The sequence below is a fragment of the Vibrio sp. MarTm2 genome, from assembly GCF_027587055.1.
Classification (GTDB): domain Bacteria; phylum Pseudomonadota; class Gammaproteobacteria; order Enterobacterales; family Vibrionaceae; genus Vibrio; species Vibrio sinaloensis_D.
On record NZ_JAPPTK010000001.1, the window covers coordinates 792,338 to 812,572 of the forward strand.

Below are 20,235 nucleotides of genomic sequence, written 5' to 3' on the forward strand. Positions count from 1 at the left end.
AATTAAGCGCTGTGTTGTTTGATTAGTTCGATAAAGTGGTCAAATAGCGGAGCCGCATCGTGTGGACCTGGGCTTGCTTCCGGGTGACCTTGGAAGCTAAATGCTGGCTTATCTGTACGGTGAATACCTTGTAGAGAGCCATCAAATAGTGACACGTGAGTTGCTCGTAGGTTCTCAGGCAGTGTCGCTTCATCCGCTGCGAAACCATGGTTTTGAGAAGTAATCATAACAACGTTGCGGTCTAGGTCTTTAACCGGGTGGTTTGCACCGTGGTGACCAAACTTCATCTTCACTGTCTTAGCACCAGATGCCAAAGCTAGGATTTGGTGGCCTAGACAGATACCAAAAATTGGTAGGCCTTTTTCTAGGAATACTTTTGTTGCTTCAATGGCGTAAGTACATGGTTCTGGATCACCAGGGCCGTTTGATAGGAAAACGCCATCTGGGTTTAGAGCCAATACTTCTTCTGCACTTGTTTCTGCAGGTACAACCGTTAGGCGGCAGCCTCGGTCAACAAGCATGCGCAGGATGTTACGTTTCGCACCGAAGTCGTAGGCAACAACGTGATATGGCAACTCGCTGTCGTCTTGCGCTTCAGGAAGTCCACCCTCAAGCGTCCACGAACCTTGTTTCCATTGATACGCTTCTTTTGTTGTAACTTCTTTCGCAAGGTCCATACCTTTTAGGCCAGGGAATTCTCTCGCTTTAGCCAGAGCTAGAGCCTCGTCTAAGTTGTTACCTGCAACGATACAACCGTTCTGTGCACCTTTCTCACGCAGAATGCGCGTAAGTTTACGCGTATCGATGTCAGCAATGCCGACGATATTTTGCGACTTAAGGTAATCAGAAAGAGTTTGTTCACTGCGGAAGTTAGAAGCGACAAGAGGAAGGTCGCGAATCACAAGGCCTTGTGCGTGGATTGAAGAAGATTCTTCGTCTTCGGTATTGGTACCGGTATTGCCAATGTGAGGATAAGTAAGGGTGACGATCTGTTGGGAATAGGAAGGATCAGTGAGGATTTCTTGGTACCCCGTCATCGAGGTATTAAAAACGACTTCACCAACGGATGAACCATCTGCTCCAATGGAAACACCGTGGAACACTGTCCCATCTTCTAGGACTAACAGTGCTGATTTACTCAAGACAACCTCCAGAATAAAAATGCAAAAATAATAAATTAAACTGCAAATCTGCCTTCCTTCACGCAATAAAAAAGCGTTTTTAGGTTATTTAGACAAATTGGCGGTATTCTAATGAGGTGATTGATATGTGTCAATATAATCTTAAAAAGAAATCTAACATTTAGAGCAGTTAAAGCGAAAAATGATTCTAGAGCGCCAAAAAATCAAGTTTATTCATTATTTATAGACGAAGAGGTAACAATTTTATGAAATGATGATTTTTGAGCATATCTGAGCTCACACTTTTCCTTGAACATTTTAAGCAAACGATCCACCTCTAAAGAAAACAGTTTTTTTTGAGCAACTAACCACGAAAAGAACACCAAAGACCAACAATAACAAGAAAAGGCAAGGTTTTTTATCCTACATAACACTGTTAATATTGACCAGTGTTATCAATAGATACAAAAAGCGCCGGGCAAGCCCGACGCATAATTATTTATTTTGACAACAACTCTTGATAAGAAGTGGTAAAGAGTCGGAACTTAGAGGTCATTGAGTCCAAGTACATCGGTCATGGTGTAGAAACCTGGCTGCTTGCCGTTTAGCCACACCGCCGCCTTCACCGCACCATTGGCAAATGTCATTCGGTCTGTTGCTTTATGAGTAATTTCAACTCGCTCGCCAATATCAGCAAACATAGCGGTATGCTCACCAATAATGTCACCAGCTCGAATGGTAGCAAAACCGATTTCGTCTTTCGTACGCTCACCAGTAATCCCCTCACGGGCATATACTGCGACGTCGCTCAATTTATTACCCATCGCTCCGGCAATCGCTTCGCCCATGCCAATAGCAGTACCAGAGGGTGCATCGACTTTATGGCGATGATGCGCTTCAACGATTTCCACATCACAATAGTCGCCCATCACTTTTGCAGCTTTCTCCAACAGCTTGAAGACTAGATTCACACCAACAGAATAATTCGGCGCCATCACGACCGGGACATCTTGAGCAATTTGGTCAATAATTTCGCGTTCTTGTTCCGTAAATCCGGTTGTACCAATGACAATGCTCTTCCCATGCTGCTTGCAAAGCTCTAGGTTTGCCAACGTGCTTACTGGCGCTGTGAAGTCGATGATGACATCAAAACGTTCAATATCTTTTGCTAAATCATCGGTCAGGAAGACATCAAATTTTCCTTCTCCGCAAAGTTCACCAATGTCGACGCCAACCAATGATGACTCAGGACGCTCTGATCCTGCTCCAACTTCAGACTGAGGATTTAAATAAGTCGCTTTCACTAAATTGCGACCCATTCGACCCGCTGCTCCTGCAATTGCAATACGTACCATTGCATCTTCTCCATTTTCGAATTTGTGTTCTTGTTCGTATTGGTTAAAACTAACAGTAATATGAGAGACTGGCTAGAGGGTATCTTTTTCCAGCTCAGAATACTCGCGAATCACTCGCTCAAGAATTGGCACATTCGCTTCAGGGAATGCATATTGAGCCAAATCAGAGATTTTCACCCATAACCCTTCCTGTCCTTCACGTCCATAGGGTTGACCATCAAACTGAGTCACGGCAATGAAATCGAACTTAAGAGATTTTTCTGGATAATCGAACTCTAAATGTTCAAATGGCTGTTGCTGAGTAGTCACAATCCCAATTTCTTCCTCAAGCTCACGTACCATGGCCTGCTCGACACTTTCTTCGGGTTCAACTTTACCACCTGGAAACTCCCAAAAGCCGCCTTTATGCTTGTCATCTGGTCGTTTTGTAATAAACACCTGTGACTTATCTTGGTTAAAGATAATACCTGCCACGATATGAATTCGTTTCATCAGACTTCCTATTTACTAACCATTGTCATGCCCTGTACTGTGGCTGACTATTTTTCTGAGATAACCATTAGATACAAAAAGAGCCGCCTAAGCGACTCTTAATTAGTTTTATAAGTTTGCATGAAGCTATGCATTACAGCAACGATTCATCAAACCTTATGCGATTTTGCCGTGGCACTGCTTATACTTCTTACCGCTACCACATGGGCAAGGCTCGTTACGGCCAACTTTACGCTCTTCACGAACCATTGGCTGATGAGCCCCTTCAGAAGATTCATCGCTATCTGCCAACTGGTTTTCAGCGGCAGCATGCTGCGCTTGAGCACGGCGAGCAGCTTCTTCTGCTTGCGCACGACGTTGAGCTTCCATGCGCTCAACTTCTTCTTGCTGCTGAACACGCACTTTAGAAAGAATTGTAATCACATCAGACTTCAATGCATCAAGTAAACCTTCAAATAGTTCAAACGACTCACGTTTGTACTCTTGTTTCGGGTTCTTCTGCGCGTAGCCACGTAAGTGAATACCTTGGCGAAGATGATCCATTGCCGCCAAGTGCTCTTTCCAAAGCGTGTCGAGGGTTTGCAACATCACAGACTTCTCGAAGTTACGTAGCACTTGCTCGCCAACCACTTCTTCTTTCTGCTTGTATACCTCAACTGCAGTAGTGATGATTTTTTCACGAAGCGCTTCTTCGTAAAGCTTGTCATCTTCTTCAAGCCATTGCTTGATTGGCGCATCAAGATCGAAGTCGTTTTTCAAGCGCTCTTGCAGCCCTTCGATATCCCACATATCTTCTAATGACTGCGGTGGAATATACTCATCAATTACCGCAGTAAGCACGTCTTGGCGATTGTGATCGATCATTTCACTGATGTCTTCAACACTCATCAGCTCATCGCGAAGCTCGTAAACCACTTTACGTTGGTCGTTCGCAACATCATCGTACTCAAGTAACTGTTTACGAATATCGAAGTTACGACCTTCCACTTTACGCTGAGCTTTTTCGATCGAACGAGATAGCATCTTAGACTCAATCGCTTCACCTTGCTCCATACCACTTTGGATTAAGCTCGCCATACGATCTGAGGTGAAGATACGTAACAAAGAGTCCTCCATTGAGAGGTAGAAACGAGATGAGCCAGCATCCCCTTGACGACCAGAACGACCACGTAGCTGGTTGTCGATACGACGTGATTCGTGACGCTCTGTACCAATAATATGTAAACCACCAGCATCTAGGACTTGATCATGGACGACTTTCCATTCAGCTTTGATCGCATCAATTTGCTCTTGTGAAGGGTCTTGTAGCGCTTCAACTTTCGCTTGCCAGCTACCACCTAGTACGATATCCGTACCACGACCAGCCATGTTCGTTGCGATTGTTACAGCACCTGGTGTGCCCGCTTCAGCAACAATCTCCGCTTCGCGCTCGTGGAACTTAGCGTTTAGGACGTTGTGCTTGATCTTCGCTTTCTTAAGCGCGTTTGATAGTAACTCTGACTTCTCAATAGAAACCGTACCCACTAGCGAAGGCTGACCTTTAGCAACGCGCTCTTTAATATCTTCGATGATAGCGTCGAACTTCTCAGCTTCAGTACGATAAACCACATCTGGCATATCGTCACGAATCATCGGCTTGTTGGTAGGAATAACTACCGTTTCAAGGCCGTAAATCGATTGGAACTCAAACGCTTCTGTATCCGCGGTACCCGTCATACCAGACAGTTTTTCGTAGAGGCGGAAGTAGTTCTGGAAAGTAATCGATGCTAGCGTCTGGTTTTCATTTTGAATCTTAACGCCTTCTTTCGCCTCTACCGCCTGATGTAAACCTTCAGACCAGCGACGTCCAGGCATTGTACGACCGGTGTGCTCATCAACGATGACTACTTCACCCTCTTCATTGACGATGTAGTCAACGTTCTTTTCAAACAACACATGCGCACGTAATGCAGCGTTTACATGGTGCAATAGGCTGATGTTCGCAGGAGAGTAAAGAGTGTCCCCTTCTTCCATCAGACCATTTTTAACCATTAGCTCTTCAACAAACTCTTGGCCTGTTTCAGTAAGGTGAACTTGTTTAGATTTCTCATCCACCGTGTAGTGACCATCACCACGATATTCCTCTGAATCTTCTTTGTCTTGTTGCTGAAGATTAGGGATAAGGGTGTTAATACGCGTATAAAGATCTGAGCTATCTTCAGCAGGGCCTGAGATGATCAGTGGCGTACGAGCTTCATCAATTAGAATCGAGTCCACCTCATCCACGACAGCAAAGAAACGCTCACGTTGAACGCGATCTTCAGCACGGAAGGCCATGTTATCGCGTAAGTAATCAAAGCCAAACTCGTTGTTTGTGCCGTATAGGATATCTGCTTGGTACGCTTCTTTTTTCTCTTGAGGTGGCATATTTGGCACGTTTACGCCAACGGTCATACCTAAGAATTCAAATAGTGGACGGTTTGTCTCGGCATCACGCTTTGCAAGGTAGTCGTTCACGGTTACGACATGAACACCTTTACCTGGTAGCGCATTTAAGTAGGCTGGTAGTGTAGCGGTTAGCGTTTTACCTTCACCGGTACGCATCTCTGCAATTTGACCAGAGTTAAGAACCATACCGCCTATAAGCTGAACATCAAAGTGACGCATGCCGTAAACACGTTTTGATGCTTCACGAACAGTAGCAAATGCTTCTGGTAGTAGTTTATCTAGGGTCTCACCCTGTTCTAAGCGCTGACGGAATTCAACAGTTTTGGCTTTTAATTCTTCATCACTCAACGCTTCAAACGTTGGCTCGTAATTATTGATCTCTTTTACAATTTTTCTCAGGCGGCGCAGTGTTCGGTCATTGCGACTGCCAATTACCTTTGTCAGTAGCTTAGTTATCATTTGCTATGAATCTCTCTTTATTCAGATCGGGCCCGATCTACTTTTAATGCCTTCAGTCTCTAACAGTTTTGAACTAAGAATACTGAGATAAATCACTTTCCTCAGATATTGTGATGAGAACTATAGATTTCAAGGCTTGTGTATCGATAAGTGGCGCTTAGTGTATGAAATTTTGCTAGCAACAACCAATAACAAGGTGATTTGTTTGAAGCACTCTTTATTTTTTCGAGTTATATGATGGAAGTTTGCCCGGCATATAGCATCAAGATAAAAGAGATTTCGCTATCTTCCTAGAAACTCATTCACTAAAATGTCTCTAATAGCATGATAAGAGGTTCACCATGAGAGATCACCGTCCAACCCTTGGCGACGAAATATTAGCAGAATCTCGTCTCTCTCAGCTGCAACAGCACGCAAAAGAGATCATGATGATCAACAAAGAACTAAAAACGATCTTACCGCGAGGAACGGAAGATCATTGCCGTGTGGCAAATATTCGTGATGGTCAATTGGTGATAGAAGTCGCCAGTGCTGCGATCAAAATGAAGATCGACTACGAGCGTTTATCCATCCTAAACCAACTCCGCTCTAGAGGATTCGCCAGATTAATGGCAGTTAGTGTGCAAATTAACCCTGAGCTCTACCGTTCTCGTCAGTTATCTAACGACGAGCAGGCCTCAAAAAAACGCGATCCTATCTCTGAAACCGCAGCCCAATACTTAGCAATGATTGCCGATGGCGCATCGCCAAAAGTAAAAGCAAGACTCGAGAGCCTTGCAAAATTAGCAAACAAAAAGCCTGAATAGCGGGCACAAAAAAGCCAGACAAACGTCTGGCTTTTTCACTGTAATAAGGGGTTATGCTAAAACCATATTTGGTTCTGCAAACGCAACCGGCGATGTCGCATCTTCTTCGAATGTGACCCACTCCCACGCTTCTTGGTCAGCCAGTACTGCACGAAGCAATTGGTTGTTAAGACCATGACCGGATTTGAACGCTCGGAACTCACCGATGATTGGATGACCACACATGTAAAGATCACCAATCGCATCAAGAACTTTGTGCGTTACAAATTCATTCTCGAAGCGCAAACCTTCTTCATTCAGAATACGGTATTCATCGAGCACGATCGCGTTATCAAAGCTACCACCCAACACAAGGTTTTGTGATTGAAGGTACTCAATATCTCGCATGAAACCAAATGTGCGTGCACGTGAGATTTCTTTCACAAACCCTTTAGAAGAGAAGTCAAACAACAAGCGCTGCTCTTCTGAGTCAATAGCTGGGTGGTTGAATTCAATCTCAAAGTCCATTCTAAAACCATCGAATGGAAGGAATTCTGCCCATTTATCGTCATCTTCAAAGCGAACTGGCTTTTTAATTCGAATAAAACGTTTAAGTGCGTTTTGCTCTTCAATACCCGCTTGCTGTAGTAGGAAGACGAACGGACTCGCACTGCCATCCATAATCGGGATTTCAGGAGCATCGACTTCTACAATGATGTTGTCAATTCCCATTCCCGCAAGCGCCGCATTTAGGTGCTCAACGGTTGAGATTCGAATGCCTTCATCGTTAACTAAAGCAGTACATAACATGGTGTCACGTACTGACATCGCATCAGCAGGGAAATCAACAGGAGGATTGACGTCTGTGCGGCGGTAGATTACACCAGTGTTTGCAGCGGCAGGGCGAAGAGTAAGCGTGACTTTACGACCAGAGTGGAGTCCCACACCAGTTGTTTTCACTATTTCTTTCAGAGTACGTTGTCTGATCATCTACTTTGCCTCAGTAAAATGCCACAAATGACGGTCAATAATCGATATTGACCGCGTATGCTACCATAATTTTGAACACTGTCAAATTATAGTGTAACTGATTAATCTGCCTGACGACGTAAGAATGCTGGAATATCGAGATAACCGCTTTCTTTGTCTGCCTTAGGTGCTGCACTTTGACCTGCACCAGAACTTGTTGGTGTTGTCGTCGGTTGCGGATTCACCTGAGGTTTCTCATGCAAAGTTGGTGCCGGTTTTTCTTCCACTTTATTGACACTTGCTTGTGGTGCCGGTGCCGCTTGTGGTTGAGTTTGAGGCTGTGCTACTGGAGCAACTTTCGCCTTACCGCCAGCAACTAGCGTGATATCTGGTTTCTTCTCGTTACCAATACCAGTCGCAACCACTGTTACGCGAATTTCATCCGCCATATCAGGATCAAGTGATGTACCAATAACCACAGTTGCATTGTCAGAAGCGAACGCTTTAACTGTGTTACCCACAGTTTCAAACTCATCTAGACGCATATCCAAGCCTGCAGTGATGTTCACAAGTACGCCACGTGCACCAGCCAGATCGATATCTTCTAGAAGCGGGCTAGAAATTGCCATTTCTGCAGCTTCTTCTGCTCGGTCTTCACCTTTAGCAACGCCGCTGCCCATCATCGCGTGACCCATTTCCGACATCACGGTACGAACGTCTGCAAAGTCGACGTTGATCATACCAGGACGAGTAATTAGCTCTGCAATACCTTGAACCGCATTTTTCAGTACATCATTCGCGCTGGCAAAAGCTTCAAGAAGGGTAATACCGCGACCCAGTACTTTCAGAAGTTTCTCATTAGGAATCGTGATTAATGAGTCCACATGCTTAGAAAGTTCTTCAATACCCTGCTCAGCAAATGCAAGACGCTTCTTACCTTCGAAGCTAAATGGTTTAGTAACCACTGCTACAGTCAAGATGCCCAGCTCTTTTGCGACTTCCGCAATCACTGGAGCAGCACCTGTACCAGTACCACCACCCATACCAGCTGCGATAAATACCATATCGGCACCATCGAGCTCATCTTTAATTCTATCGCGATCTTCGAGAGCTGCGTCACGACCTACTTGAGGGTTTGCACCTGCACCAAGTCCTTTGGTCATATCGCCACCAATCTGAATAACGCTATTCACACTGGTTTTACGAAGCGCCTGAGCATCAGTATTAATACTAATGAACTCAACACCTTCGATGGACTCACGTACCATGTGTTCAACGGCATTACCGCCACCGCCACCAACCCCAACGACTTTGATTACTGCGTCGTCAGACATTTCCATCATCGGTTCAAACATGTGTTATCTCCGTTTTTCCTGCTGCTCAGGTTAAAACTCTTTTTGTATCCAATTACGCAAACGACCAAATAATCCAGTTACTGAAGCACGAGCGGGCTCGTTGTATTCAGTATCTTCATTAATTTGACTGTCACGCGCGTAATGAAGTAAACCAACCGCCGTAGAATGATACGGCTCTTTAACGTAATCTGTCAGGCCGCTGACCTCTAAAGGCTTACCGACTCTAACTTGGTTGCGGAACACTCGCTCCGCACACTCTACCAACCCTTCAATTTGCGCTGCGCCGCCTGTCAGTACAACGCCAGCAGCCAAGTGATGCTTAATACCATCATCACGTAGCTTTTCTTGAACAGAATCAATAGTTTGGTTAACCAATCCCATAAGCTCGGTGTAGCGAGGCTCAATCACTTCCGACAAAGTCTGTCTTTGCAAACTGCGGGAAGGTCGTCCTCCAACACTTGGAACGTTAACCGTATCGTCCTTGCTAACTAGCTCGCTTAACGCGCAGCCGTATTTTACTTTTATCTCTTCAGCATCACTTACTGGAGTGCCGAATGCAAATGCAATGTCACTCGTTACTGCATTACCAGCATACGAGAAAACTTCAGTGTGTCTCAGCGCTCCGCCTGTCCATATGGAGACATCCATAGTACCAGCACCGATATCAACAACACATACGCCCAGTTCGCGCTCATCTTCAGTGATCACTGCATTACTTGACGCCAAGCCTGAGTATACAAGGTGTTCAACCTTGAGTCCGCAACGCTCAACCGCTTTAATAATGTTTCTCGCCATATCATTGTGGCAAGAGATCAGGTGCACGCTAACTTCCATACGTACTCCTGATAAACCTAGTGGATTTTTGATTCCTTCTTGGTAATCGATGGTGAATTCCTGTGGAATAACATGCAAAATGCGCTGTTCGTCACCAATTTTGATCGACTTTGCGGTATGGATAGCTCGATCCATATCTTCTTGAGAGACCTCCTCATCAGAGATGGTTCCCATGCCTTTTTCTATACGGCTCGCAATGTGACGACCAGAGATAGAGATGAACACATTGCTTATCTGGCATTCCGCCATAAGCTCTGCTTGATCCACCGCTCTTTGCACCGATTTAACCACCGATTCAAGATCGTTCACTCCACCTTTGTCCATCCCTCGAGATGGGCTACTTCCGGCACCAATTATATTAATTTGACCATCAGGCAATACTTCACCTACCAGAGCCGATACGGTTGCAGTGCCTATATCAAGACCAACAATAATGTTGTCATCAGCGGTCTTAGTCATCTGTATTCTCTTGTTCTAACTCTTGTTCAGGGAACCATCCAACGGAAGCTCCCGTATCATACCTGAGGTCTATGTAGCTCACTCTTTCAGCTGCACTACCTAAATTCTTGTACAACGCAAAAAAGCGTTCGATTCGCTCTTCAAGTGATTCTTTACCGAGCTCTAAGCGGATGCCATTATCCAAGATAACTTGCCACGCTCTTCGATCATTAAGAACCAGTGAGGTAATCGATAAACTCAGTGCCTCAAACTTCGGTTCAAGCTCTCGCCATACTGACAATACTTCTTCGTTTGTCCCTTCTGGTCCGTAAAGCTTGACGCGTTCCCCTTCAACTTGACCTAAGTCACCGTTAAACAGCAGACCTTCGCTATTGAGCAGACTATTTCCATTCCAAATCGCTTCGGCTTTGTGCTCAGTCAGAAACACTTTTACGGTGTCTGGCCACTGTTTACGGATTGAAGCATGAGATACCCAAGGAATAGATTCGGCTACGTCTTGCAGCACATTCACATCCTGCGACATGAATGTGCCTACATGTTCCAAGCGCGAAAAAGCGAATTGGACATCATTGGCAGAGACGTAATGCAAATCGCCTTGAAGTACGATTTTGGACAATGGCAGACGTTGATCATCCCACATCCAAGAAACGGTCGAGTAAAGGAGAGAGCCTATTAACAATAAGACCACCAGTAAAAAGCTCGCCCCAAAGGCATGCTCTTTGACTAGAGGACTCGAAGTTAAACGAGGGCCTTCATTAAAAGCACTTTTAATCAAAGTCCATAGTCCTTGCCGTTAGCTCGCTGATCGATTCCCTATCTCATTTCGTATAAAGGGGCAAAAGCACTTACTTTAACCTTCGGATTATACTGGTGAGATTAAAAGTATCAAACACTGATATTGAGAAATCACCACTTAAAATGCAATAAGTGTGTCAAATACCCAAAAACCTGACTTTCCTACTAGGCGTTAAGCATCTTATCGATATTTAACTCAAAAGCCGCGAGCTGTTTCGCCACCTTACCGACATCTCCCGCACCTTGCGTCAGTACTAGGTCACCATCTTGTAGCACATTAGCAAGCACGGAGGGTAATGACTGACTATCGGGAACAAATATTGGGTCGAGTTTTCCACGTCCACGAATCGTTCGACATAACGCACGGCCATCCGCGCCCGCAATGGGTTTCTCGCCGGCAGAGTAGACATCCAACATGATCAACACATCAACCTGCTCCAACACGTTGGCAAAGTCATCATAGAGGTCACGAGTACGACTGTATCTATGAGGCTGAAAAATCATCACTAGGCGCTTGTCTTCCCACCCATTACGTGCAGCTTGGATCGTAACGTCGACTTCTGTTGGGTGATGCCCGTAATCGTCCACCAGCATCGCATTACCGTTACCCGTTTCGAATTCGCCTAAGTGATCGAAGCGACGCCCCGTACCTTGTGTTCCAGCCATCGCATTTAAGATTGCTTCATCAGAAATATCATCTTCCGTTGCCACAGCAATTGCTGCTGAAGCATTTAATGCATTATGACGACCTGGAATATTGAGAGTAATCTCAAGGTCCGCCTTTCCTTCACGAATGACGGTAAATTTCCCTTGCTGACCTTCTTGGCGATAATTGTCGATACGCACGTCCGCATCTTCTGAGAAACCATAGGTAATCACTTGTCGGCTAATGCGAGGTACTAATTCTCTCACAACGGGATCGTCGATACACACAATGGCTTGGCCATAAAATGGCAAGTTATGTAGGAAGTCGATAAAGGTTTGCTTGAGCGTTTCGAAATCGCCGCCGTAAGTGTCCATATGATCAGCTTCAATATTGGTTACGATACTGACCATCGGCTGCAAGTGGAGAAACGAAGCGTCACTCTCATCCGCTTCAGCAATCAGAATACGACTAGAGCCCAGACGCGCATTCGTTCCCGCACTCTTTACAAGCCCGCCATTCACAAACGTAGGATCTAAGCCTGCTTCTGAGTAGATTTGTGTCACGAGTGCCGTTGTTGTGGTTTTTCCGTGTGTACCAGCAACAGCGATGCCGTGACGAAAGCGCATCAACTCGGCAAGCATTTCAGCTCGGCGGACAATAGGGATACGTGCAGCGCGTGCCGCAATGACTTCAGGATTTTCTTCGTTAATCGCGGTCGATACGACGACAACACTGGCTTGTGCCACGTTTTTTTCTGCGTGACCAATGTATACCGTTGCGCCTTTCTGAGTAAGTCGGTCAGTGACCGGATTCTCTGCGATGTCTGAACCTGAGATTTGATAGCCTTCGTTTAGCAAAACTTCAGCAATTCCACTCATCCCCGCGCCACCAATGCCGATAAAGTGGATGCATTTAACGCGGCGCATCTCTGGCACCATTGCTCTAATCTGAGCCAAATCTTGTGTATGTTGAACTGTCATGAATATTTCTCGTTATTTTGTTAGTGCGACAATGGCCTCAGCAACCACTTTGTCTGCATCTAACTTAGCGGCCTCACGAGCTTTTGTCGCCATCGTCACTAACGCATCTCGATCCAAAGAGCGGATCTGCATAGCTAGCTTTTCGACGGTGAGCTCTGGCTGCTCAATCATTTTTGCTGCGCCACATTCTACTAAGTGGTCAGCATTTAAAGCTTGTTGTCTGTCTTTGTGCATAAACGGGATAAAAATGGCACCCACTCCCGCCGCAGAAACTTCTGAAACGGTCAGCGCGCCTGAACGACAAACGAGAAGGTCTGCCCACTCATAAGCCTCGGCGACATCATCGATGAACTCAACCACTTGCGCATGTGTAACGCTCTGCTGCTGATAAGCTTGAGATACCTCTTGATGATTGTTTTTCCCCGCCTGATGACGAATTTGATAACCATCTCCAAGCTTGGCCATCACTTCAGGCATGGTGCGATTGAGGATCTGAGCACCTTGGCTTCCCCCCATGACCAATATCCGAATGTCGTCATCACGCTCAACCATGCGCTTCGTTGGTGGATCTATCGCGACAACATCTTCGCGTACGGGATTGCCAACAACCGGAGCCTTAGGAAAAGCCCCAGGGAAAGCCTGAAAGACGCGCTTTGCGATCTTAGACAACCATTGGTTTGTCAATCCTGCGACCGCATTTTGCTCATGCAAAACAACTGGAATACCAAGTAACCAAGCAGCGACGCCACCAGGACCGCTGACATATCCACCCATACCGAGCACAGCGTCAGGCTTCCATCGTTTCATATGCGCCTTGGCTTGCATAATCGCGTTTATGATTTGAAATGGTGCTTTAATCAGCCGACCAATACCTTGACCTCGTAGACCTTTTACTTGGATAAAATCGATCTCAATGCCATGTTTGGGGACCAGATCAGCCTCCATCCGGTCCGCAGTGCCAAGCCAGCGAATTTCCCATCCTTGCAACTGCAGCTGTTTGGCAACAGCCAGTCCAGGGAAGACATGCCCCCCGGTTCCACCCGCCATCACCATTAAACGTTTATTCTTTTTCATCATTCTCTAACTGTTTTTCATCATTGCCTTGGCTAATCAATCGACATTCATGGTCAATGCGCAACAATATCGATACGGCAACGGACATGACGATCAAACTCGAACCACCATAACTAATTAAAGGTAGTGTTAATCCCTTGGTAGGAACCATGCCCGCAGCGGCGCCAACATTGACTAAGGTTTGAAAAGCAAACCAAATTCCAATACCAAATGCTAAATAACCACCGAACAATTGCTGGCATTCGAATGCTTTGCGGCCAATCAAAATCGCTTTGGTGACCAAGCTAAAGATCAGTACTAAAGCAAGGACGACACCAACAAAACCCATCTCTTCCGCGAGTACGGCAAACACGAAGTCGGTATGCGCTTCCGGTAGATATTCCAGCTTTTGGATTGAATTACCGAGGCCTTGACCGAACCATTCTCCTCGTCCAAATGCCATCAGTGATTGCGTCAACTGGTAGCCGCTACCGAACGGGTCTTCCCATGGATCGGCAAAGGACGTTACCCGCCGCCAACGATAAGGTTCGAAATAGATCAGTGCAGCAACCGAGGCTAGACCAACGACCATTAACGCGAGGAACTGAGTCATTTTCGCGCCAGCGATAAAGAGCATGCCGAATAAGGTGACAAGCATGACGACCACTGTGCCCAAGTCAGGCTGGAGCAGTAATAGAACCGCTAACGTGCCAAAGACAATGATCGGTTTTATAAAGCCACCAAAAAAGCTCGAACGCACCTCGTCATTCTTACGTACCAGATAGCCGGACATAAAGATGAACAATGAGAGCTTAGCGACCTCGGCAGGCTGGAGGTTAAATAACCCTAAAGGAATCCAACGTGAAGCGCCGTTGACTGATTTACCCGCGACAAGCACCACAAACAGCAAACCCACGGAGATAAGCAGCAATGCCATACTGAACTTCAGCCATCGCTCTAGAGGGACCTGTATGACAACGGTCGCGACACACAAAGCCAAAGACAAAAAGATCGCATGTCGGAACATGAAATGAAACGGCTGATCAGTTAAGCGAGAACTGATCGGAAATGACGCAGATGTCACCATCACCAACCCAGTCAGCATCAGGCCCAACGAGATCCAGACCAACTGCCTGTCGTACAAGACTTCCGGTGATGCTGTGGTAATCCAGCGTTTGATGCTGGCAAAAGGGTTGTTTATCTGCATATCATTTAATGTGTCGACTTAATCGCTCAGGGTAATGCTTACGAGTAACGAAGCGCTAGCTCAGTGAATGCATCACCTCTAGCCATAAAATTACTAAACTGATCAAAACTCGCACATGCCGGAGACAGCAATACCATATCACCAGCTTGCAGTTGAGGCTTAATCCACGCCACGATCGCTTCCATGTTGTCAAAATCTTTTGCGCTAGGGTGCAACGGCATAAACTGGGAACCATCTTCGCCAAAGCAACATAGTTGAACATTAAGTGATTCTAGTACCAGTGCCAGTTCAGAAAAGTCTGCTCCTTTACCGACACCGCCAACCAACAAATAGAGTTTACCTTGCAGCGAAAGACCAGAAAGCGCAGCCAGTGTGCTGGCTACATTCGTCGCTTTCGAATCATTGACCCATTTAATGCCTTGATTATCAGCAACAACTTGGCAGCGATGTGTCAGACCGTTGTAAGACTTTAGCGCATCTAAACCTGAGGAGAGGTCAACGTTGACTTGAGAGAGCAAAGCTAACACCACTAACGCGTTCGCTATGTTGTGTCGGCCAACTAACGTCAAATCACTGGATGGCATAATCGGTGCCGAACCTTGAAACAAGAACTCTTGCCCCTGATGCTCAGCCAAATGATAGTCAGCCGAACCGTTGAGACTGAACTCAATAAGTTTTTTATCGCCCACATCCGGGTATGTCGCTTTATCATCCGCGTTTACAATGCACGCGTCAGCATGATCGAAGATTCTCAACTTCGCTTGGCGATAACCCTCCATACCATCATAGCGATCCATATGGTCTTCGGAGAGATTCAAAAACGCAGCGGCCTTCAGCGATAAACTAGACGTCGTTTCAAGTTGGAAGCTCGACAGTTCAAGGACGTATAAATCCGCCTCTTGCGCTAATAAATCCAATGCAGGAACGCCAATATTGCCTCCTACACCGACTTTTAACCCCGCCGCTTTCGCAACGACGCCGGTTAAGTCTGTGACCGTGCTCTTACCATTTGAGCCAGTAATCGCAATCACAGGTTTATCCACCTGCCATGCAAAAAGCTCGATATCACCGACAACTGGTACACCAGCAGCTAGCGCCAACTGAATTTCAGGTGTTGCTAACGCAATCCCTGGGTTAGCAACAACCAAATCGGCATCAACGAGCCAGTCAGTGTTCCAACTGCCTGAATGTAACTCCACGCCACTAGGAAGTGATTCCTGACCGGGTGGGTTATCGCGAGTATCGATGACTTTGATCGTTAAAGAGTGAGGCAATTTGTCGAGGTATTTAACGACAGAGAGCCCGGTAATACCGAGCCCTACTACGACGACACTTTCAATATTTTGCCAGCGGTCCATGGTCATATCGTGTTTCTATCCTTAACGTACTTTTAGCGTCGCCAAACCAACCAAAACAAGCACAATGGAGATGATCCAAAAACGCACGATAACACGCGGCTCCGGCCAACCTTTTAACTCGTAGTGATGATGAATCGGTGCCATGCGGAAAATGCGTTGACCACGCAGTTTATAAGAGCCCACTTGCAGAATCACCGACAATGTCTCCATCACAAAAACACCGCCCATGATAACAAGAACAAACTCTTGACGTACTAACACCGCAATCGTGCCCAACGCTCCGCCCAATGCTAGTGAGCCGACATCGCCCATGAACACTTGCGCTGGGTAGGTGTTGAACCATAAGAAACCAAGACCAGCACCCACAATGGCAGTACACACCACAACTAACTCTGACGCTTGAGGGATGTAGGGAATATGAAGATAATTGGCGAACTGGACATTGCCCGTCGCCCAAGCAATAGCGGCAAAGCCTGCTGATACTAGGACTGTAGGCATAATCGCTAAACCATCTAAGCCATCCGTCAAGTTAACCGCATTACTGGTACCCACGATGACAAAGTAAGTCAGTACGATATACATCAAACCGAGTTGCGGCATGATCTCTTTGAAAAAGGGAACCACAAGTTGAGTTGCAGCGGTATCTTTCCCATGTGCGTACAGAGCAAACGCAACAACTAACGCAATTGCCGACTGCCAGAAGTATTTCCAACGAGCAATTAAGCCATCAGTGTTCTTTCGCACGACCTTGCGGTAATCATCAACAAAGCCGACAGCACCATAGCCAATTAATACCGCCAACACTGCCCATACGTAAGGGTTAGATAAATCGGTCCAAAGTAGAACAGTGGTCACAATCGCTGCCAGAATCATGATACCGCCCATTGTCGGTGTACCGCGCTTACTAAAGTGCGACTCTGGTCCTTCATTGCGAACAACCTGACCAATTTGCAGCATCTGCAAGCGGCGAATCATTTTCGGTCCCATCCATAAAGAGATACCCAGAGCCGTCAAGACACTGACAATGGCTCGAAACGACAGGTATTCGAACAAGCGGAAAAACGAAAAATATGGCTGGAGCAGCTCTGCAAGCCAAATGATCATGAATACATCTCCTTTAAAGCAGCGGCAATCTTACTCATTCCGGCACTGTTCGCACCTTTAACCAACAAGGTTTGCGCGCAATCGTGCAACGGTAGCTGCTGCTTAATAAACTCAATCATAGCGTCATGAGTATCGAAGTGCGTCCCTTGGCATTGTTGACTGATTGCTCTCGCATCAGCGCCATAAGTCAGCACATGTTCAAATTTGAATGGGGCAGCATGTTCCCCGACTTGGCGATGAAGTGCAAGACTTTCGTCCCCCAACTCAGCCATATTGCCTAAAATTAACCAACGAACACCTGTAAAGCTGCCTAACAAGTCTGCAGCGGCTTTCATAGCGGGTACGCTGGCATTGTAACTGTCATCAATCAGCGTTATTTTTTCCGTTAAAGCGATAGATTCGACACGGCCTTTCACTTTTGCCAGATGGCGTAACCCAGACTGAACCATCTCAATTGACGCTCCCAACTCAAACGCCAGTGCCGTTGCTGCCAGCGCATTCGCCACATTGTGTTGACCGATAATGCCTAGCTCAACCTCAAAGCCCCCCATCGGACTGACGAGCTCAAATGACGCCTCACCAGCGTTGTTCATCGTAATCTTATGAGCAAAATAATCAGCAGAAGAATCTAACACAGAAAATGTTTTGACCTGCTTATCCGCGAGAACCGCTTGCCAGTACTCTCCACCGTTACTGTCTAAATTGACAATGGCGACGGAACCTGGGGCTAGCCCTTGATAGATCTCACCCTTGGCTTGCTTCACCCCATCCATTGAGCCAAAGCCTTCTAGGTGCGCCGCAGCAACGTTATTCACTAAAGCCACATCAGGTTTAACTAGCTGAGTAGTGTAGGCAATTTCACCAATATGGTTCGCACCCAACTCGATGACAGCAAAATCGTCTTCTGGAGTGGAGCGCAGGAGTGTGAGTGGAACCCCGATGTCATTATTGAAATTGCCAGCCGTAAACAAGACTTGGCCCTTGTTCATCATAATGCTGGCAACCATCTCTTTGACCGTGGTTTTGCCGCAACTGCCGGTGATGGCAACGGTCGGAGTTTGACAGACGTGGTGAACAAATTTGCCCAACTGACCAAGAGCGGCCTTCGTGTCTTTGACAAGCAGCTGCGGTGTTTGCGTGTCTAGCGCTCGGCTCACTAATAAAGCGGTCGCTCCCGCTTCTACCGCATTCAACGCAAAATCGTGAGCATCAAAACGCTCTCCGACCAAGGCCACAAATAGTGCTCCAGGTTCAATCGTACGCGTATCTGTTGAGACCGCATTGATGGCTGCATCATTGCCAACCAACTGCGCATCTAATTCATCTGCCAACTGAGATAACATCAAACTAATCATTGGTTAAGCTCCAAAAGTTGCTGAGCTGATTCGCGATCAGAATAGTGAACGGTTTCATTGGCGAGCACTTGGTAGTCTTCATGACCTTTCCCCGCAAGCAAGATAATATCGTGAACCTCGCTATTGGCTAGCGCATATTGCAGCGCTTTAAATCTATCGTGTTCAACGATTGCTCGCTCCGGATTGCGCATGCCTGCGAGCATGTCATCCACAATCGCACTCGGCGATTCACTACGTGGATTGTCGTCAGCTAATACAACATGATCAGCAAGTCGCTCACCAATCTCAGCCATCATTGGACGCTTTCCGGTATCGCGGTCGCCACCACAACCAAAGATCGCCCATAGTTTGCCGTGACAATGTACTCTCAGCGCCTTCAGTGCTTTTTCTAGAGCATCAGGCGTATGCGCATAATCTACGACGACCTTAGCTTTACCTTCGTTGTGGAATAACTCCATACGTCCGATGACGGGAGTGAGTTGTTTTGCCGTCTCGATGAGTTGCTGTTTATCGATTCCCAACGCCAGCAACGTGGTAAAGGCGACTAGTACATTATTCGCATTGAATTCACCGATTAGCGGCACGCTAAACTGACCATCACCAAAACAGCCAGAAAATGCGAGTGAGATACCCGACTCTGAGTAATCAACTTGGGAAGCAAAGACGGCATTAGTGCTCGACAATGGTTGAAGAGAGACTTGAATCGCATCCAGTAATTGCTCTGCCCACTTAGCACCCACTTGATCATCAACGTTAATGATCGCTTTACCACACTGATGCTCGGTAAATAGAGAGCGTTTAGCTAGCTCGTACTCTTCCATCGTGCCGTGGTAATCAAGATGATCTCGGCTTAAATTGGTAAACACACCAGCGGCAAAAGGCAGTGTTTTTACGCGACCTTGAACCAAACCATGCGAAGAGATTTCCATCGCCGTATAGTCTGCACCTTGAGACTCTATCGACACCAATGTGTGTTGAATTTCAATTGCGCTCCCTGTCGTATTAACCGCAGGTTGAAGTGCATCTAAAAAACCATTACCCGCAGTACCTAATACGGCTGCTCGCTTACCGACTAGATTTAGCCACTGCGCAATAATTTGCGTAATCGTTGTTTTACCGTTTGTCCCCGTCACACCGACGAGTTTCATGTCACCAAGCGTATACAAGCGTGACGCTAGCGCAGAAAGATTGCGATCGAGCTGATCAATATAAATGACAGGCACGCGGCTTTCTGTAGAGCAAACACCTTGAGGATGACGTTCACACGATTGTGCAATCACAGCGTTAGCACCGCGATTGATGGCTGACTCAATAAAACGTCGACCATCTACAGCGTGACCTTTGATGGCAACAAACGTTGTGCCCTCGGTGATTTTACGGCTATCCAACTCTAGGTTTGAAATAACCATGTCATGGAACTCATGGGCTGAGATATCCACCCAAGGCGCAAGTAATGTCGATAATGCGATCGGTTTTGACAT

General features: G+C 46.4%; 16 protein-coding genes. 1 reads left to right on the forward strand and 15 read right to left on the reverse strand.

Annotation, left to right across the window (positions count from 1 at the left end):
* Positions 1 to 2: 2 nt before the first annotated feature.
* From carA to secA, 4 genes are all read right to left on the reverse strand, one after another.
* Positions 3 to 1,142, reverse strand: coding sequence for a glutamine-hydrolyzing carbamoyl-phosphate synthase small subunit (gene carA / locus OH458_RS03715; RefSeq protein WP_269977307.1), 1,140 nt, complete (start codon positions 1,140 to 1,142; stop codon positions 3 to 5).
* A 524-nt stretch (positions 1,143 to 1,666) separates the two neighbouring features.
* A complete protein-coding gene (gene dapB, locus OH458_RS03720; protein WP_005473506.1) occupies positions 1,667 to 2,476 on the reverse strand; it encodes a 4-hydroxy-tetrahydrodipicolinate reductase in 810 nt (269 codons plus the stop codon).
* Positions 2,477 to 2,548: 72 nt separating this feature from the next.
* Positions 2,549 to 2,968, reverse strand: a complete 420-nt coding sequence (mutT, locus tag OH458_RS03725) for an 8-oxo-dGTP diphosphatase MutT (RefSeq protein WP_269977308.1) — start codon at positions 2,966 to 2,968, stop codon at positions 2,549 to 2,551.
* A gap of 156 nt (positions 2,969 to 3,124) precedes the next feature.
* Positions 3,125 to 5,854, reverse strand: a complete 2,730-nt coding sequence (gene secA, locus OH458_RS03730) for a preprotein translocase subunit SecA (RefSeq protein ID WP_269977309.1) — start codon at positions 5,852 to 5,854, stop codon at positions 3,125 to 3,127.
* A gap of 341 nt (positions 5,855 to 6,195) precedes the next feature.
* On the opposite strand from secA, the gene OH458_RS03735 reads away from it, so the two are divergent.
* Positions 6,196 to 6,660 (forward strand): DUF721 domain-containing protein, encoded by a 465-nt coding sequence (locus OH458_RS03735; RefSeq protein WP_039476696.1) that lies wholly within the window; start codon positions 6,196 to 6,198, stop codon positions 6,658 to 6,660.
* 51 nt (positions 6,661 to 6,711) lie between these two features.
* On the opposite strand, the gene lpxC is transcribed toward OH458_RS03735, so the two are convergent.
* The 11 genes from lpxC to murE all read right to left on the reverse strand — a co-directional run bounded on the left by lpxC (position 6,712) and on the right by murE (position 20,235).
* On the reverse strand, positions 6,712 to 7,629 hold the full coding sequence (gene lpxC, locus OH458_RS03740; protein ID WP_269977310.1) for a UDP-3-O-acyl-N-acetylglucosamine deacetylase: 918 nt from the start codon (positions 7,627 to 7,629) through the stop codon (positions 6,712 to 6,714).
* A gap of 101 nt (positions 7,630 to 7,730) precedes the next feature.
* Positions 7,731 to 8,963 carry a cell division protein FtsZ gene (gene ftsZ / locus OH458_RS03745; protein ID WP_269977311.1) on the reverse strand — a complete coding sequence of 411 codons (1,233 nt, stop codon included), beginning with the start codon at positions 8,961 to 8,963 and terminating at the stop codon, positions 7,731 to 7,733.
* A 30-nt stretch (positions 8,964 to 8,993) separates the two neighbouring features.
* The gene (ftsA, locus tag OH458_RS03750; protein WP_005476324.1) at positions 8,994 to 10,256 is read right to left on the reverse strand and encodes a cell division protein FtsA; all 1,263 of its coding nucleotides are present in this window, start codon (positions 10,254 to 10,256) and stop codon (positions 8,994 to 8,996) included.
* The gene (locus OH458_RS03755) at positions 10,249 to 11,031 is read right to left on the reverse strand and encodes a cell division protein FtsQ/DivIB (RefSeq protein WP_038139674.1); all 783 of its coding nucleotides are present in this window, start codon (positions 11,029 to 11,031) and stop codon (positions 10,249 to 10,251) included. Before OH458_RS03755 ends, ftsA begins: the two co-directional genes overlap by 8 nt.
* Before the next feature lie 185 nt (positions 11,032 to 11,216).
* Complete coding sequence (murC, locus tag OH458_RS03760; protein ID WP_038190823.1) at positions 11,217 to 12,677, reverse strand: UDP-N-acetylmuramate--L-alanine ligase; 1,461 nt, start codon at positions 12,675 to 12,677, stop codon at positions 11,217 to 11,219.
* Positions 12,678 to 12,689: 12 nt separating this feature from the next.
* Positions 12,690 to 13,751, reverse strand: a complete 1,062-nt coding sequence (murG, locus tag OH458_RS03765; RefSeq protein ID WP_269977312.1) for an undecaprenyldiphospho-muramoylpentapeptide beta-N-acetylglucosaminyltransferase — start codon at positions 13,749 to 13,751, stop codon at positions 12,690 to 12,692.
* Positions 13,738 to 14,937: a cell division protein FtsW gene (gene ftsW, locus OH458_RS03770; RefSeq protein WP_269977313.1), complete on the reverse strand. Its 1,200-nt coding sequence runs from the start codon at positions 14,935 to 14,937 to the stop codon at positions 13,738 to 13,740. Before ftsW ends, murG begins: the two co-directional genes overlap by 14 nt.
* Positions 14,938 to 14,975: 38 nt before the next feature.
* Entirely contained in the window at positions 14,976 to 16,301 is a 1,326-nt protein-coding gene (gene murD / locus OH458_RS03775; protein ID WP_269977314.1) for a UDP-N-acetylmuramoyl-L-alanine--D-glutamate ligase, read from the reverse strand.
* Between the two features lie 15 nt (positions 16,302 to 16,316).
* The gene (gene mraY / locus OH458_RS03780; protein ID WP_005476334.1) at positions 16,317 to 17,399 is read right to left on the reverse strand and encodes a phospho-N-acetylmuramoyl-pentapeptide-transferase; all 1,083 of its coding nucleotides are present in this window, start codon (positions 17,397 to 17,399) and stop codon (positions 16,317 to 16,319) included.
* The gene (locus tag OH458_RS03785) at positions 17,396 to 18,754 is read right to left on the reverse strand and encodes a UDP-N-acetylmuramoyl-tripeptide--D-alanyl-D-alanine ligase (RefSeq protein ID WP_269977315.1); all 1,359 of its coding nucleotides are present in this window, start codon (positions 18,752 to 18,754) and stop codon (positions 17,396 to 17,398) included. Before OH458_RS03785 ends, mraY begins: the two co-directional genes overlap by 4 nt.
* Positions 18,751 to 20,235, reverse strand: a complete 1,485-nt coding sequence (gene murE / locus OH458_RS03790) for a UDP-N-acetylmuramoyl-L-alanyl-D-glutamate--2,6-diaminopimelate ligase (RefSeq protein WP_269977316.1) — start codon at positions 20,233 to 20,235, stop codon at positions 18,751 to 18,753. Before murE ends, OH458_RS03785 begins: the two co-directional genes overlap by 4 nt.